General features: G+C 65.4%; 12 protein-coding genes, 1 tRNA gene and 1 other RNA gene. 7 read left to right on the top strand and 7 right to left on the bottom strand.

The features are described from left to right. Positions 1 to 865 precede the first annotated feature (865 nt). Complete coding sequence (locus tag AC1KVG_RS02710) at positions 866 to 1501, top strand: glutathione S-transferase N-terminal domain-containing protein (protein ID WP_006453247.1); 636 nt, start codon at positions 866 to 868, stop codon at positions 1499 to 1501. A gap of 78 nt (positions 1502 to 1579) precedes the next feature. Continuing rightward, positions 1580 to 2023: a ClpXP protease specificity-enhancing factor gene (locus AC1KVG_RS02705; protein ID WP_168957348.1), complete on the top strand. Its 444-nt coding sequence runs from the start codon at positions 1580 to 1582 to the stop codon at positions 2021 to 2023. Positions 2024 to 2254: 231 nt separating this feature from the next. Here AC1KVG_RS02705 and AC1KVG_RS02700 read toward each other — a convergent pair whose 3' ends face one another. Next, positions 2255 to 2599 (bottom strand): DUF3301 domain-containing protein, encoded by a 345-nt coding sequence (locus tag AC1KVG_RS02700; RefSeq protein WP_074057315.1) that lies wholly within the window; start codon positions 2597 to 2599, stop codon positions 2255 to 2257. A 430-nt stretch (positions 2600 to 3029) separates the two neighbouring features. Here AC1KVG_RS02700 and AC1KVG_RS02695 point away from each other — a divergent pair, with 430 nt between their 5' ends. Further along, positions 3030 to 7472 (top strand): DEAD/DEAH box helicase, encoded by a 4443-nt coding sequence (locus AC1KVG_RS02695; protein ID WP_481093402.1) that lies wholly within the window; start codon positions 3030 to 3032, stop codon positions 7470 to 7472. Here AC1KVG_RS02695 and AC1KVG_RS02690 read toward each other — a convergent pair. Continuing rightward, positions 7412 to 8032 (bottom strand): DNA-3-methyladenine glycosylase, encoded by a 621-nt coding sequence (locus AC1KVG_RS02690; protein ID WP_481093401.1) that lies wholly within the window; start codon positions 8030 to 8032, stop codon positions 7412 to 7414. The two genes, AC1KVG_RS02695 and AC1KVG_RS02690, sit on opposite strands and share 61 nt — an antisense overlap. 314 nt (positions 8033 to 8346) lie before the next feature. Here AC1KVG_RS02690 and AC1KVG_RS02685 point away from each other — a divergent pair, with 314 nt between their 5' ends. After that, positions 8347 to 10005 carry a methyl-accepting chemotaxis protein gene (locus tag AC1KVG_RS02685; protein ID WP_023904244.1) on the top strand — a complete coding sequence of 553 codons (1659 nt, stop codon included), beginning with the start codon at positions 8347 to 8349 and terminating at the stop codon, positions 10003 to 10005. 11 nt (positions 10006 to 10016) lie between these two features. Continuing rightward, a complete protein-coding gene (locus AC1KVG_RS02680) occupies positions 10017 to 10526 on the top strand; it encodes a chemotaxis protein CheW (protein ID WP_074057318.1) in 510 nt (169 codons plus the stop codon). Positions 10527 to 10576: 50 nt separating this feature from the next. Here AC1KVG_RS02680 and AC1KVG_RS02675 read toward each other — a convergent pair whose 3' ends face one another. Both AC1KVG_RS02675 and AC1KVG_RS02670 read right to left on the bottom strand, forming a co-directional pair. Further along, positions 10577 to 11662 (bottom strand): GGDEF domain-containing protein, encoded by a 1086-nt coding sequence (locus AC1KVG_RS02675; protein WP_481093400.1) that lies wholly within the window; start codon positions 11660 to 11662, stop codon positions 10577 to 10579. Between the two features lie 185 nt (positions 11663 to 11847). Beyond that, positions 11848 to 11922: non-coding RNA, sX9 sRNA (locus AC1KVG_RS02670), on the bottom strand. A gap of 92 nt (positions 11923 to 12014) precedes the next feature. On the opposite strand from AC1KVG_RS02670, the gene AC1KVG_RS02665 reads away from it, so the two are divergent. Continuing rightward, positions 12015 to 12221, top strand: a complete 207-nt coding sequence (locus AC1KVG_RS02665; protein WP_176339802.1) for a hypothetical protein — start codon at positions 12015 to 12017, stop codon at positions 12219 to 12221. Positions 12222 to 12392: 171 nt separating this feature from the next. On the opposite strand, the gene AC1KVG_RS02660 is transcribed toward AC1KVG_RS02665, so the two are convergent. The 3 genes from AC1KVG_RS02660 to rnd all read right to left on the bottom strand — a co-directional run bounded on the left by AC1KVG_RS02660 (position 12393) and on the right by rnd (position 14304). Continuing rightward, positions 12393 to 12468, bottom strand: a tRNA-Ala gene (locus AC1KVG_RS02660). 105 nt (positions 12469 to 12573) lie between these two features. Then, positions 12574 to 12975 carry an H-NS family nucleoid-associated regulatory protein gene (locus AC1KVG_RS02655; RefSeq protein ID WP_023904240.1) on the bottom strand — a complete coding sequence of 134 codons (402 nt, stop codon included), beginning with the start codon at positions 12973 to 12975 and terminating at the stop codon, positions 12574 to 12576. 234 nt (positions 12976 to 13209) lie between these two features. After that, positions 13210 to 14304 (bottom strand): ribonuclease D, encoded by a 1095-nt coding sequence (gene rnd, locus AC1KVG_RS02650; RefSeq protein WP_023904239.1) that lies wholly within the window; start codon positions 14302 to 14304, stop codon positions 13210 to 13212. Between the two features lie 118 nt (positions 14305 to 14422). On the opposite strand from rnd, the gene AC1KVG_RS02645 reads away from it, so the two are divergent. After that, positions 14423 to 16267 carry an SUMF1/EgtB/PvdO family nonheme iron enzyme gene (locus AC1KVG_RS02645; protein ID WP_481093399.1) on the top strand — a complete coding sequence of 615 codons (1845 nt, stop codon included), beginning with the start codon at positions 14423 to 14425 and terminating at the stop codon, positions 16265 to 16267. Positions 16268 to 16443 lie beyond the last annotated feature (176 nt).

Here is a 16443-nt window from a genome sequence, read left to right as displayed (position 1 = left end):
GCAGCGAACACAGCTTGGCGATCGCCAAGCGTTTGTGGAAGCTGTGGAAGAACCGGACTGGACGCGTGGTGCGTGCCGATTCCCGGCACCAGCCGCGTCCGTCCGGCTGTCGCGCAATCATTTCTGTCAGCCGCCTTTGGCGCTATCTGGATGGTCCCAGGCCGTGTTGGTCGGTTGGTCGAGGGCGCGATGCTCTCAACGCTCGCGTGACACGCCGCAAGTACGTCCCTGTAGGCTCGGTGGCGGCATCCATGCCGCCACACGGTCCCGCAATCGGCGAGGACACCGCACCAGACAGTTTGCTGCCGCTTGAAAACATGCACACCGACCATCTCGACTGGTCCTTGCCCGCCCACCGTCGCGGGACCTTACGCGGCATGGATGCCGCGTAAGAGCCTACACGGACGTACTTGCGGCGTGTCCCGCGATGGTGGGCGGGCAAGGGCCCTGCAGCAAATCTGCAGATCAGGCGCGAACCAACGTGCCGATGACGCTACAAGGACGTACTTGCGGCGTGTCCCGCGATGGTGGGCCGGCAAGGACCCTGCAGCAAACCCGCAATCAGCCGCAAACCAACGTACCGATGACGCTACAAGGGCTTACTTGCGGCGTGTCCCGCGATGGTGGGCGGGCAAGGGCCCCGCCGCAAACCCGCAGATCAGCCGCAAACCCACCTGTTGATGACGCGTAATCGCCTGGCACGCCCGTCATTCAACAAGACAACATGGCCTGTTCGTGTTTTGAGGCCTTATCACCCTTGGCTTTTGCGTGACGTGATTGCACACTCGAAGGACCGTGGTGACGGTCGGCGTTGGGCCGGCTGCGCCGATGCGGCCGGCGGATTCCGGTCGTCGGAGAGCCTTGAATGGCGACGAGTGTGCGTATGCGAAATACCTTGACTTTGTTTTCGTCCAACGACGACGTGTTGTGCCACCGGGTCCGCTTGGTCCTGGCGGCGAAAGGGGTGACCTACGACCTGGTGCCGGTCGACCCACAAAATCCTCCCGAAGATCTGATCGATCTCAATCCCTATCATTCGGTTCCCACCCTGGTCGAACGCGACCTGGTGCTGTACGCCGCATCGGTGGTCAGCGAGTACCTGGACGAGCGCTATCCGCATCCGCCGCTGATGCCGGTCGACCCGCTGTCGCGCGCGCGCCTGCGTCTGGCGATGCTGCGGATCGAGCACGACTGGGTGCCGCAGGTGCAGGCCATCCAGCTCGGCAACAAGACCCAGGCCGAAGCCGGCCGCAAGCGCCTGAAGGAACTGCTCACCGCATCGGTGCCGTTGTTCAAGGCCAGCAAATTCTTCCTCAATCCGGAAATGAGTCTGGCCGATTGCGCCATGGCGCCGATCATCTGGCGACTGGACGCATTGGAGATCGGGCTACCCAAGGACGGCAAGGCGATCGAGGACTACGGCAACCGGATCTTCCGCAATCCCGGCTTCATCCGCAGCCTGACCGATCAGGAACGCAAACTGCGCGACATGCCGGGCTGATGCGAGGGCTGTATGCCAACAGACCGAGGTCCGATCGTAGCGCCGCCGCTGCGGGCCGTGTGCGGGTAAAATGACGCCATGAGCGAAGATTTCCCCCGCATGACCAGCCATCGCCCGTACCTGTTGCGGGCCTTGGTCGAATGGATCAACGACAACGGCATGACGCCGCACGTTCTGGTGGACGCAGGATTGCCTGGCGTGCAGGTGCCTGCCAGTGCCGTCAAGGATGGTCGCGTCGTGTTGAACATCGCCGAGCGCGCCGTGGTCGGACTGCAGGTCGACAACGAAAGCGTGCGCTTTACTGCACGCTTCGGCGGCGTCAGCTATCCGGTGATGGTGCCGATGGCCGCCGTGCTGGCGGTGTACGCACGCGAGACCGGGCAGGGCATGGCCTTGCCGGACGACATCCCGGGCACCAGCACCGAGCCACCGGATCCCGGTGCACCGCCGCCACCGAGCCCGCCTACGCCGGACGAGCCGCCAAGCGCCGGCAAGCGCCCGCATTTGCGTGTGGTCAAGTAAGTGTACGGCCGGACGCGCATTGCGTGTCCGGCGTTCGATGTGTGGCAGGCGCTCGGTTACTGATGCGCACTGTGCGCATGCGGCAGCGATGAACAGACGTGCTGCTGGACAGGCGTGCTGCAATCGACGCATCGGTGGTGTCGATGCGTGATCAGCGCAGCGCAGACTTCGGTGGCGCATGCTCAAGCGCAAACGATGCATTCGGATGCGCGCAACCCAGTCAAACCACACTCAATTCAAGCGCTGATGGTCCGGGCTCAGCGGCGTCACCGTGGCCACTTGCGGGCCGGTGAAGGCGATCAGCTGATCGCCGCGCAGCACCAGGCGACCACTGTGGCGGTCGACGCCGTCGTGCGAATACTCGAAACGAAACGTCCGCTCGAAGCCCAGCCAACCATTGGGTTTGCGGCAAATACGGATATTGGTGGAATGCACGCTCTGGTCCAGCCACTGCACATCGGCGGCGCGGCAGGCGTTGCGGCCGAGGATATCGGCGCGTTCGGCAGCGGCACGCGACGAGTTCCAGAACGCGTACAGCGCGGCGCCGGCAATCATGAAGAGAATAAGGCTGGGCATGGGCGCCAATGTGCCACGGCATGTGCCTGATCGACAATCGTCATGCCGGGCCGCAGCGTTGCGTTGGCCGGTAGCAGGACATCCTGCATCGCCCAGTATCCGACGATCACGCAGCTAGCTTCCTCGTTGCACCGGCAATGGCAGCGTCCTCGCTGTCCCAGCAATGGCTGAGCACACGTCGCAAACGTGCATCGGCTTGGCGCGAACGGCGCGCACAGGCCGATATGTATCCGCGATACGTCGATTGCGAGCGCTGAATACACTCGTCTGAAGGCTAGGCAGCAGCATCGATCACCGCACTAAACGATTCACCGCCGTCGCGGTGGCTGGCTTGCGTCAGCGACCGCGCACCCCCATCCAGTGAACTCCCGCCGAGTTGAATCCGCGCACCGCTCGCTCTAACTTGGCGCGACGGTTCGGGGCATTGCCTATGCATCCTGTTCTGCAGCAGTTCCATCCTGTCGTGGCCGCATGGTTCGCGCAGACCTTTGCTGCGCCGACGCCGGCGCAGATTGCCGCGTGGCCGGCGATCCAGGCCGGGCGGCACACCCTGGTGGCTGCGCCGACCGGTTCGGGCAAGACGCTGACCGCGTTCTTCTCCGCCATCGATGCGCTGATCCGCGATGGTCTGGCCAACGGCGGCGCATTGCCGGACGAAACCCGCGTGGTCTACGTGTCGCCGCTGAAGGCGCTATCCAACGACATCCATCTCAATCTGGACGCCCCGCTGCAAGGCATCCGCGCAGCCCTGCGCGCAGACGGTTTGCCGGATGTGGCAGTGCGCACCGCGGTACGTACCGGCGACACACCGCAGCGTGAGCGGGCCAGACTGCGGCGCGTGCCGCCGCATATTCTGGTGACCACGCCGGAGTCCTTGTATGTGCTGCTGGGCTCCGCCTCCGGGCGTAACGCACTGCGGCACGTGCGCACCGTCATCGTCGATGAAATCCATGCGGTGGCGGCGGACAAACGCGGTAGCCATCTGAGCCTGACGCTGGAGCGCCTGCAACGATTGGCCGAGCGCCCGATCACCCGCATCGGGCTGTCTGCCACGCAGAAGCCGATTGAAACTGTCGCGCAATTTCTGGTCGGCGTCGGCGAAGCCGGGCAACTTCCACCGCAGTGCGAGATCGTGGATATCGGCTACACCCGCACGCGCGATCTCGCGCTGGCCTTGCCGCCGACGCCGCTGAGCGTGGTGATGTCCAACGACCAGTGGCTGCAGGTATACGCCGAGGTAGCCGCGCTGGCGCAGCAACACCGCACGACGCTGGTGTTCGTCAATACCCGGCGCATGGCCGAGCGGGCCGCGCGGCATCTGGGCGATCTGCTCGGCAAACAGCGTGTGGCCGCACATCACGGCAGCCTGTCGCGCGAGACGCGCCTGCTGGCCGAGCAGCGCCTCAAGGCTGGCGAATTGACCGTATTGGTGGCCACCGCATCGCTGGAACTCGGACTGGATATCGGCGATGTCGATCTGGTCTGCCAGCTCGGCTCGCCACGTTCGATCGCCACGTTCCTGCAACGCGCCGGACGCGCCGGGCATGCGGTCGGTGGCACGCCGAAGGCGCGGCTGTTTCCGCAGACCCGTGACGAGTTGGTCGAATGCGCCGCGCTGCTGGACAGCGTGCGCCGCGGCGAGCTGGACGTGCTACGGATTCCGCTCGCGCCGATCGATGTGCTTGCACAACAACTCGTGGCCGAGGCCGCCTGCGAGGACTGGGATGAAGATGCGCTGTTCGCTCTGGTGCGCCGCGCGTGGCCATTCGCTCAGCTGCGCCGGGAGACGTTCGATCGCGTGGTCGGCATGTTGTGCGATGGCTTCAGTACCCGGCTCGGGCCGCGTGCAGGGTATCTGCATCGCGATGCGGTGCACCGCCGCCTGCATGCACGCCGTGGTGCGCGCATGACCGCGTTGACCTCCGGCGGCACCATTCCCGAGACCGGCGACTACAGCGTGGTGCTGGAGCCGCAAGCGGAAAAGATCGGCACGGTGAACGAGGATTTCGCGGTCGAAAGCCTGACCGGCGATGTGTTTCAGCTAGGCAATGCCAGCTACCGCATCCTGCGCGTGGATGCGGGCCGCGTGCGGGTGGAAGATGCCAAGGGCGCGCCGCCGAACATTCCGTTCTGGCTGGGCGAAGCGCCGGGCCGCAGCGATGAATTGTCGGCGGCGGTGTCGCGGTTGCGTGGCGAAGTTGCGGTGCGGCTGGACAGCGCGTCGTTCGAAGGCGCGCTACTCGACAGCACGCCAGGCGCCTCCGCGCCACATCAAGCCGCCTGCGATTGGCTCTGCAGCGAGTTGGGTCTGGCCGCCGAAGCCGCGCGCCAACTGGTGGACTATCTCGCGCACGCCCGCGCGGCGCTGGGCACCATGCCGACCCAGCAATGTCTGGTGATGGAGCGCTTCTTCGATGCCAGCGGCGGCACCCAGCTGGTGATCCATTCGCCGTATGGCAGCCGCATCAATCGCGCGTGGGGGCTGGCGTTGCGCAAGCGCTTCTGCCGTACCTTCAATTTCGAGCTGCAGGCGGCGGCAACCGAAGATGCGATCGTGCTGTCGCTGTCCACCAGTCATAGCTCTGCACTGGAGGAGGTGGCCCGTTATCTGCACTCGTCATCGGCCGAGCATGTGCTGATCCAGGCGGTGCTGGATGCGCCGCTGTTCGGCGTGCGCTGGCGCTGGAATGCGACCAATGCGATGGCGTTGCCGCGCTTCACTGGCGGCAACAAGGTGGCGCCGCAGTTGCAACGGATGAAGTCCGAAGATCTGCTGGCGAGCGTGTTCCCCGATCAGGTCGCCTGCGCGGAGAATCTGGTCGGCGAGCGCCAGGTGCCGGACCATCCCTTGGTGACGCAGACGCTACAGGATTGCCTGCATCAGGCCATGGACAGCGAAGGCTGGTTGCAGGTGCTGCGTGGGCTGGAATCCGGCGCAATCACGGTGGTGGCGCGTGATCTGGCCGCGCCATCGCCGTTGGCGGCCGAAGCCTTGAACGCGCGTCCGTACGCGTTTCTGGACGACGCGCCGTTGGAAGAGCGCCGCACCCAGGCGGTGCAAAACCGCCGCTACACGCCGCAGACCAGCGACGATCTGGGCCGGCTCGATCCGGACGCCATCGCCTCGGTGCGCGAGGAAGCCTGGCCGCAGCCGCGCGATGCCGAAGAAATGCACGAAGCGCTGGTCGGGCTTGGCGTATTGCCCGTCGACGAAGCCGCCGATGCGCAATGGCAGGCCTGGTTGGCTGCGCTGGCTGCCGATGGTCGTGCCAGCTGCATCGCGTTGAACGGTGCGCCCGCGCTGTGGATCAGCGCCGAGCGCATCGACTGGTTCACGCCGCTGTATCCAGATGCGTCGCCACAACCGCCGTTGCAGGCACCGGCCGATTGCCGTGTCGCCGAGTGGGAACGCGACTGGGCTGTGCGCGAACTGCTGCGCGGGCGCCTGTCTGCGATCGGCCCGGCGCAGGTGCCGGCATTGGCGGGCGCACTGCATTTGCCGCAGGCCGAGATCGTGCTCGCGCTGGCGGCATTGCAGCGCGAGGGCTATGTCATGGCCGGGCAGTTCAGTGCGCAGGCACAGGCTGAAGAATGGTGCGAACGCCATCTGTTGGCGCGCATCCATCGCTACACCCTGGGGCGCTTGCGCCGCGAGATCGAACCGGTGTCGCAACGCGATTACGCGCGCTTTCTGTTCGAGTGGCAGCACCTCGACAGCGCCAGTCGTGTGGCCGGGCCGGATGCTTTGGCCGGTGTTGTCGGGCAGCTGGAAGGCTTCGAAGCGCCCGCGCTGCTGTGGGAGAGCGAGCTGCTACCTGCGCGCGTACGCGACTACCAACCGGCGTGGCTGGACGAGTTGTGCACGGCCGGGCGCACCGTGTGGGCACGCTTGCGTCCCGGCGGTGGTCGCAGTGGTGCCGCGTTGCGCGCAACACCCATCGTGTTATTGCCGCGTCGCGAAGCGCAGCGCTGGAGCAGCCTGGCACGGGGTGTCGATGACGCACCCCTGGGCTCGCGCGCGCAGCGCGTGGCAGAGGTGTTGCAGCAGCAAGGCGCGTTGTTCTTTGATGAGATCGCCGATGCCGCCCGCTTGATGAGCACCGAGTTGGAAGACGCGTTGAGCGAGCTGGTGATGCGTGGCCGCGCGCATTGCGATAGTTACGCCGGGCTGCGTGCGCTGCTGGTACCGGCGTCGAAGCGGCCGAGCGCGTTGTCGCGCCACCGTCGCCGCGCCAGTGCGCTGGGTATTCGCGATGCCGGTCGCTGGGCGCCGGTGCGCACGCTGCCGGAATTGCCGTTGGCCGAAGCCGGCGAGCGGCATCAGGAGACCCTCGAACACGTCGCGCGCACGCTGTTGCGCCGCTATGGCGTGGTCTGTTGGCGGTTGCTCGAACGTGAGGCTGCATGGTTGCCGCCGTGGCGCGAATTGCTGCGCATGTATCAACGGCTGGAAGCGCGCGGCGAGATCCGGGGTGGTCGTTTCATAGGGGGCCTGTCTGGCGAACAATTCGCGTTGCCGGACGCGATTGCCGCGTTGCGCCGGGTGCGTGCGCAGCCGCTGCAAGGGCAGTGGGTGTGCGTGAGTGCGAGCGACCCTAGCAATCTGCTCGGCAGTCTTCTACCTGGCGAGCGCATCGCGCGCGTGCCGGGCAATCGCATCGCTTATCTCGATGGCCTGCCGGTGGCGGTGTGGGCGGCAGATCGCTTCCAGCCGCTGCAGGAACTCACCGCTGAGCAAGCCGAACAGGCACTGCGCTTGCTGCAACGTGGCCCGGGCGCTGCCGAGCAGACGCCGATGGAGCAATGGCTGGCTCAGTCGCCCGGCAGCACCGCGCGCGCGCCGGTCACGCGCGGAAGCGGGCGCGACAAATAGCGGCTATCGGGGACCACCCAGCGCCACGGCGCATCCATCGCCTTGCGGATGCCGATGCGCGGCGTCGTTAGCGGAATCGATGGTGGCGGCAGGCCATCGTCTTCGATCCATAGCCGCGCGCTTGCGTCGGTTAGATCCAGCCCGTTATCGGTAGCCGTCACGCCGAATGCCTGGGCCAGGCGACCGGGTCCGGTGGTCAGGGTCTTGAGCGGGGCAGCGTTACGTGCAGCCTGCATGGAAGCGATCCCGGCCAGCGGCTCGAGCGCGCGAATCAGCACCGCATGGCCAGGTGCGCCGCCGCACACCGCGTTGATCGCCCAATGCATGCCGTAGATGAAATACACATACAGATGCCCGGGCGCACCGAACATCACCTGCGTGCGTGGGGTCATGCCGCGGAACGAATGCGCTGCCGGATCTTCGCTGCCGCAATACGCCTCGACCTCGGTAATGCGCCCGCGTCGTCCGTCCGCACTGACCAACACCTTGTTGAGCAATTGCGGTGCGACGCTGCGTGCGTCGTGATCGTAAAACGTGCGCGGGAGTGGTCGACGCGACATGCACGCAGCCTAGCGGCGCGGGCGTGATGTCGCTGCGGGTGTCCCTCAGGACTGTCCCGGACAACGCGCGAATCGCGGGTAGGATTTTTCCGAATGCGGGCTGCTGCGAGCGCATGACCGGTCACAAAAGCGCACATCCAACTGCCTGAATAGGCATTGCGGTAATGCTCGCATCTCAAGCGCGTTTTGCCGGCGCCGATAGCCATTAACGAACGGTTTAGAAACGCCGCGTCGTCGTGATCGCTACCTCGCAGCACGCTATCGCTTGTCCTTGCAGCGCTTGTCGCGCGCACCATCCTCAAGAGAACTTTCCAATGTTAGGCAACTTCAGAATCGGAACCAGGCTGATCGTCGCGTTCCTGATCGTCTCGGCGATCGGCGCATGCATCGGCTGGGTGGGCTATTCCAACTCCGGCCGTATCAGTGACCTGTCGAGCTCGCTGTACGAGCGCGAATTGCTGGGCTTGTCGAACGTGAAAGAGGCCAATATCAACCTCATTTATGCAGGCCGCGCACGTGCCAATCTGTTGTTGGCCAGCAGCGCCGAAGAACGCCAGTCGCATGTGCAGAGCATCGACAAGTACACCGCCAGGGTGGTCGATCACATCACCCGTGCGCGTGGCAGTTTCGAAACCGAAGAGGGCAAGACCAAGCTGGCGCAGTTCGATCGCGCCTGGCAAAAGTATCTGGACGAGCGCGGCCGCTTTATCGAGGTCGCCAACCGCGAGGCCTTGCGCGAAACCAATCCGGAATTGGCGGCGCTGTCGCGCGCCGTGCGCGCCAGTTCGGATGAAGTCGATAACCTGATGACCGATCTGAGCAGCCTGCGCGAGCGCAGCGCGGCATCGGCGAATGCGGAAACCGGTGCTATCCATGCACGCGCTTCGAAACTGCTGATCGCCATCATCTGCGGCGGCGTGCTGCTCGGTGCCATTCTCGGTGTGGTGATCAGCCGTAGCGTCACTGGCCCGATCCGCCGTGCAGTGGCGGTTGCCAATGGGCTGTCGGAAGGCGATCTGAGCATGCGCATCGAGGTGCAGGGCCGCGATGAAACCGCGCAGTTGCTCGAAGCCATGCGCACCATGGTGCAGAAGCTGTCGCAGGTGGTCGGCGAGGTCAATACCAGTGCCGAGACCCTGGCCAGTGCATCGGAAGAAGTCAGTGCCACTGCGCAGAGCCTGTCGCAGGCCGCCAGCGAACAGGCCGCCGGTGTGGAAGAAACCAGCGCCTCGCTGGAACAGATGACCGCATCGATCAGCCAGAACACCGAGAACGCACGCATTACCGATGGCATGGCCACCCAGGCCGCGAAAGAAACCATTGAAGGTGGCGAAGCGGTGGTCGCTACCACCCAGGCGATGAAGCAGATCGCGCAGAAGATCGGCATCATCGACGACATCGCCTATCAGACCAATCTGCTCGCGCTCAACGCGGCGATCGAAGCGGCGCGTGCCGGCGAACATGGCAAGGGCTTTGCCGTGGTCGCCGCCGAGGTGCGCAAGCTGGCCGAACGCAGCCAGGTGGCTGCGCAGGAGATCGGCGAGGTGGCAAGTTCCAGTGTGGAATTGGCCGATCGCGCAGGGCGTTTGCTGGACACCATCGTGCCCAGCATCAAGCGCACCTCGGATCTGGTGCAGGAGATTTCTGCCGCCTCCGAAGAGCAATCTTCCGGCGTCAGTCAGATCAACTCGGCGGTGGTGCAGCTCAGTCAGACCACCCAGCAGAATGCCAGCGCGTCCGAAGAACTGGCCGCCACTGCCGAAGAGATGAGCGCGCAGGCCGAACAACTGCAGCAGAGCATGGCGTTCTTCCGCCTGGGCGGGCAGGGGCCGGCGAGCACGCCGCCCAAGCGTGGCAAGGCGGTCGCCGCACGTCCGGCACGCGCCGCAGCTGCACGTGGTTGGCGCAGCACTGCAGCGCCGGCCTACGCCATGTCCGAGGGCCCGGACGAAGGCCAGTTCGCCCGCTTCTGAGAGACCGATCGATGACTGCACAGACCCCCGATGTGATGCCTGGCGACGCCGATGCGGCGGCCCAGTACCTGACCTTTCAACTGGCCGGCGAAACCTTCGCCATCAGCATTCTCGGCATTCGCGAAATCATCCAGTACCGCGCCCCCACGCCGGTGCCGTCGATGCCGGCCTGCGTGCGCGGGGTGATCAATCTGCGCGGTGCAGTGGTGCCGGTGGTGGACCTGCAATCGCGGCTGGGGCGCGCCGACAGCGCCATCGGCAAACGCAGCTGCATCGTGATTCTGGCTACCGAACAGGCACAGGGACCGCAGGTGATCGGAGTGTTGGTCGATGCGGTCAACGCGGTGATCGAACTGGCCGATCAGGACATCGAAGCCGCGCCCGCGTTTGGTACGCATATCCGCCGCGATCTGCTACGCGGCATGGGCAAGGTCGGCGAGCGCTTTGTGGTGTTGCTGGAGATGGAGCAGGTGCTGCATGTCGAGGAGATTGCCGGCACCGCCGATGCACTGGCCGCCTGAGCTGCAGCCTCGCCAGACGCCTGAACCAGGCATCTGGCGAGCGCTACCAATCAATCCTGCAGGTACCAACCAGCGAAGCGATGCACGCGGTTGCGCCCGTTGCGTACCGCGATCTGCAATGCATGCCGCGCGCGCGCCAGCAAGGCGTTGGTGTCGTGCGAATCGCTGGCAGGTGCATCGACCAGCCCGATGCTGACCGTCAACGGAGCATTCGGCCAGGTGGCCATTTCGATTGCCGCACGGATCCGTTCGGCGGTTTGCACAGCGACCTGCGCCGGCGTCGACGGCAATGCCACACACAGCTGATCCGAATTTAATCGGGCCACACTTGCGGTAGGCGGCAGCTGTGCTTCGATAATTCTTGCGGCCTTGACCAATGTTGCATCCGCCGCAGCCGCGCCGGCCTGCAATTTCTGCCGTTTGAAACCATCCAGATCGATCAGCAGAAAGCCGAGCGATTGCTCAGCCGAAGCACTCGGCGCGTCTGCAAGCGCGTGCACTGCGCGCTCCAGACCGGCGCGGTTCCACAAGCCGGTGAGCTCGTCGCGCAGCGCGTCCAGCTCCACCAATTTGGCTGCGTGGCGCAACTCGATGGTATTGACGACTTGCCGCGCAAGCGCCTTCAGCGCGTCGCGTTCGGCCACCGACAGGCGCCGCGGGGTGCGGTCCAGCACGCACAGCGTCCCCAGCGCGATACCGTCGGAGGTCAGCAGCGGGGCGCCTGCATAGAAGCGGATCTGCGGTTCGCCGGTGACCAGTGCATTGTCGACAAAACGCGCGTCCAGATGGGTGTCGCCGACTTCCATCACCTGATCGGGTTCGAGAATGGCGTGCGCGCAGAACGACAGATCGCGCGGCGTTTCGCGCGGCTGCATGCCGATCTTGGATTTGAACCACTGGCGTTGCGTGTCGATCAGCGAAATCAGCGCCATTGGCGTCCGGCACACTGCCGCAGCGATCGCAGTGAATTCGTCGTAGCTGGGTTCGGGCGCGGTATCCAGAATCTGGTAATCGTGCAGTGCGGCCAGGCGATCGTCTTCATTGGCCGGCATGCGCGCGCCGAAGGTCGCATTGATGCCACCGGGCAACAGTGTCGCGTGGATCAGGCTCAACGCGGGCGCGTCGGGATTCTGCATGCAAAGGACCACCGGAACAGGGCGCCGTCAGGCGATGAAAGACAAGGTGCGAGCACGGCGATGGCTAGTACAACCGAGCCATCGCCTGACTGTTGGAACTAGCGCGCCAGCCACCCTAGCGGCGAGCGCGTGCCTAGATCTTGCCACAGGAGCCACTGCGCGTACGCATCGAGCTGTTTTAGAGCGGCTAAAAAACGTAGCGAGCGGTCGTTAGGTGGCTGCGGGCGGCGCGCAGGAACCGGAGTGTACGAGTGGTACATGCCGATTCCGAGCACCGACCGCGCGCGCCTGGCGGCCGCGCAGTAGTTTTGCCAGCCGCTTTAGTCCGGGCTGACTGCGTGCCGACATCGCAGTGGCATCACTCGCCCTGACCGGCGTTGCCGTGCGGACGGCGGTTGTTTTCTTTGTCGATCTGCAAGTCCTTCTGGCCCGGGCGCTGCTTGGCCGCCTCATCGTGCTGACGGTCCTGCTGGCTTTCGGCAGCGCCATGCTGATTCTCTGTGACGTTGTCGGGCTGTTTCTGCTCATTGCTCATGGCGTGCATGTCCAGGGTGAATGAAGAAACGGACGTTAGCGCGCGCGGTGTGATCCTGGCGGCATGGTTCCGTTGTCACGGCTGCGCACGCTCAACCCCAGGTCGGCGCCGAGTGAGTAACCCGAATGCCGCCAGCCCGCGACAAACAAAAAATCCTCGGCAACCAGCGGTTCCCGAGGATTCTTTGAAAAACAATGGTGGAGCGGAAGGGGATCGAACCCTCGACCTTCGCGATGCGAACGCGACGCTCTCCCAGCTGAGCTACCGCCCCACGTGCTTTGGATTCTAACCATATGCCGCGCGGTTCGCCAAGGGCTGGCTTGCGGTGGCGGACCGCACCGTCAAAGATGCGGTCCGGATCAACGACGCGGTGCAATCACTCGCCGATCAGCGGGAACTTGAGGTCCGGGTTCTTGGCCTTCCATTCCTTGTACGACACCGAGCCTTCCCATGCAGCGAAAGCCTTGGGGGTGCGGCCGCGGCCGGACCAGGTTTCGCCGGTGTGTGGCAGTTCGTACTTCGGCTTGACTTCGCTACGGCCGCTCTTGACCACTTCCTTGCGTGCGGTGCCGGTGCCCAGGTAGCCGGCGATATCGTTGCGCTGCTTGGTGTTGAAGTGGCCGGCGAACTGTTCGAGCAGCGAGACGATGGTGGCATGCGCAGACGATGCTTCGCTTGCGCGCTCGGTCTTCTCCTGTTCTTCCAGCTTCTGCAGTTCCTCCAGCAGCTTGGCTTTGGCTTGTGCGATGGAATCCAGTTTCGAAGTGGTATTGCTCACAGAGGTATAGCCTCGGAATAAAAAAGTAGTGGAGACGCCGCCCAGAGGGCGCGCGTCATTATGGCATGCGACCCGGGGGCGGCCGTTAGCTGCGCGGGCGCCTGCTCAGGGTGTGAAACCCCTGTCGCCGGGCCTGTGCTTTCGCTTTTTGCAGTACCGCAATAGGTGCCGTCCAGGGTCTGCCGGTGCAGCCAACCCGGCGGTCACCATACAGCGAGCGATACCTTACTGCGATCACCGCGCGGTAGCGTCATCCAGCAGCGGCAGCACTTGCGCCTCCAGCACCTCGCGGCGCCATTGGCCCAGCGGGGCAGGCCAGCTGTGTTGTTCGATCAGGCTCTCTAGGTGCCGGCGCGAGGCCAGGATGCCGTCCGGCAGGCCCAGTTCGCGGCTACGCTGCGCCACCGCATCCTGCAAGCGCTTGAGCACGGCCTTGTTGCCGTCGGTGGCGGCCTGCGCCAGCGGCGCATGGTCCTCGTCCGGCAGCGGTGTGTTGAGCGCGTCCCACACTGCGGCGGCGAGTTTGCGCGGTGCCTTGGGGAATTTGTCGAACTGGCGCAGCAGTGCATCCAGATCGTCGGGCGGAAAACGTGCCAGCTGGCTGGCCAGTTCGTTGTCCAGGATCCAGCTGCGCGGGCGGTCGCTCTGACGCGCCTGCAGATCGCGCCAGCGCAGCAGCCGCAGCAGCCGACGCTGCGCGGCAGGTTCCAAAAATTGCGCGGTGCGCAGGCTCACATGCGGCCAGCGCTCGCCATCGTCGTGCTCCACCGTGGCGAGCAGGCGCTCGGCATCTTCGGCCAGCCAACCCAGGCGATCCTGCTCGGTCAGACGGCGGCTGAGTTCGTCATGGATCGCAAACAGATAGCGCACATCGTCGGCGGCGTATTCCAGCTGCGCGGGCGAGAGCGGGCGGCGCATCCAGTCCGAGCGCGTCTCGCCCTTGGTCAGCAAGGTGCCGGTCACTTCCTGTACCAGCTTCTGATAGCCCATGCCACCGCCCACACCGGCCAGCGCGGCAGCGATCTGGGTATCGAACAACGGCCGCGGCAACACCCCGCAGGCGCATTTGAAGGTGACCAGATCTTCGCTGGCGCTATGCATCACCTTGACGATATCGGTGGCGGTCAACCATTCCCCAAGCGCCGCGTTCATGCCCGGAATCAGCGGGTCGATCAGCAGGATCTCCTCGCCGATGGCCATCTGCACCAGCGCCAGTTGCGGCCAGTAGGTGCGTTCGCGAATGAATTCGGTGTCCAGGCCAATGCGGGACGGACGCGCTGCATGCAGGCGTTGCGTCAGCTCGGAGGGGTGGGTGATCCAATGGGGCACGTGATTTCCGTCGACAGCGAGGGTTTGCGCAGAACGCGCAGAATAGCCTAACGTCGCGATCGCCTGTCGTGCGGCAGAGCACTGGAAGGAGCAGGTGGTGGGTGAGTGCGGTAACCGGATGGCAGCGTGGGGACTGGTCGCGCTAAGCCTGTGCGCCTGTTCGCGTGCGCCCACGCCAGCACCTGCCGCTGCGCCACAACCTGCAGCCGCAGCTGCGGTGCCGAGCAAGCCGAATGTCTCGATCAGTGGCGAAGAATCCGCCGAAACCGTGGCGCAATGGCAACCGCCGGCAGTGGACCTGGGCGACGAACCTTTGGCGCAGGCGCGCAAGCGTGCCGACCAGGCCTTGCAGGAAGATCGGCTGTTTCGCAGTGCCGACGATGCGATTCCGTTGTATCTGGCGATCCAGCAACGTGCCGACGGCAAGGATGCGGCCAGCCGTCGCGGGCTGGAGCAGGCGCGGCGCCGGCTGATCGAGCGCGGCGAGGACTTGATCGAACAGACCGAGCGCCAGGACGATGCGCTCGAACAGGCGCGTGAGCTGGCCATCGTGGCCCTGGCGCTGGCACCGCAGGATCCCAAGGTGCGCGCGCTGCAGAGTGCGGTTGAAACTGCGCAGCGCGTGCTCGGCTTCAACCGTGCCGGCGAAGAAGATCTGCGCGGTGGGCGGCTGGGCGAAGACGGCAATGGCGCGCTGGTGAATTTTCGCGATGCGGCCCGGCTTGACCCCGACAACCCACGCACGCGGCAGGGACTTGCGGCCGTGGAAAGCGGCTTGCTGGCACGTGCCGAGCAGGCTGCCGAGGCAGGCGATTTCATCGCTGCGCGTTACTGGTTGCAGATGGCCGGGCAGGTGCGCGAGCGCGCGCCGACCATTGCCGATGCACGGGCGCGCGTGGAGCGCATGCGCCACGCCCAGATCGCCGCCTTGCACGATGCAGGCCTGCACGATCTGAACTCGCCGCGGGGGCTCAAGCCGGCCGGCGAGAAATTGGCCGAAGTGTTGCGCATCGCCGACCCGGGCGACCCGGTGGCCGGCGATCTGCGTCGTCGTCTGGAACTGGCCACTCATTACGGCAGTTTTCGCCCCGGGCAGGTGTTCACCGATGGGCTCAAAGTGGGCGGGCGCGGGCCGCAGATGATCGTGGTGCCGCATGGCGCGTTTCAGATGGGTGCAGGCGATGCCGAACCGGGGGCGTCCGACAACGAGCGCCCCGCGCATTACGTGCGCTTCGCGCGGGGCTTTGCGCTGTCGATCACCGAAGTGACCGTCGCCGAGTTTCGTCAATTCATCGAGGCAACCGGCGCACGCCCGCGTGCCACCCGACGCGGTCACTCGGTGGTGTACGACGAGCGCAGCGGCAACTTCATCCGCCGCAGCGGGGTGGATTGGCAATCCGACTACAACGGCGCGCAGGCCGCGCCCAACAGCCCGGTGATGCACGTCAGCATCCGCGACGCCGAAGCCTATACGAGCTGGCTATCGGAACAGACCGGCCGCCATTACCACGTGCCCAGCGAGGCCGAGTTCGAATACGCGGTGCGCGCCGGCACCACCGGGCGTTATCCGTGGGGCAATGCCGGCTCGCCGCCGCTGGATGCGGGTAATTTCACCGGCGGCAACGATGTCTCGCGCAGTGGCCGGCACTGGAACAATGGCTTTGTCGGCTATGGCGACGGTTTCTGGGGGCCGGCGCCGGTGGGCAGCTTTCGCGCCAATGCCTGGGGCCTGCACGACATGGGCGGCAATCTGAGCGAGTGGGTGGCCGACTGCTGGCATGCCAGCTACCGGCGCGCGCCGGCCGACGGTGCCGCGTGGTTCAACCCCGGTTGCCGGCAGCGCATGATCCGCGGCGGCAGCTGGGCCAATTCTCCGCAGCAGACGCGTGCGGCCTGGCGGCAGTCGCAGGACTCCGATAGCACCAGCGCGCGCATCGGCTTCCGCGTGGCGCGCGGTATCTAGGGCGGCGGTCCGGGCTGCATGCCTGTCGCCGCCAAGGGTGTGATCGCAGCAGCGCAGATCGACGTTCTTGGCGCCAGTCGGGGTGCGATTGCCGCGCGCCGGCTGCAGCTTCCCGGTGAGCGCCGGTCCGGTGTTGTTTACCGCTGACCACGGGTCGCCCGGTGTGCAGGCTTAAC

This window comes from Xanthomonas sp. NCPPB 3959 (assembly GCF_056675575.1).
Note: the sequence above shows the minus strand (reverse complement) of the source record. Positions and strands in the feature narration are given on the sequence as shown.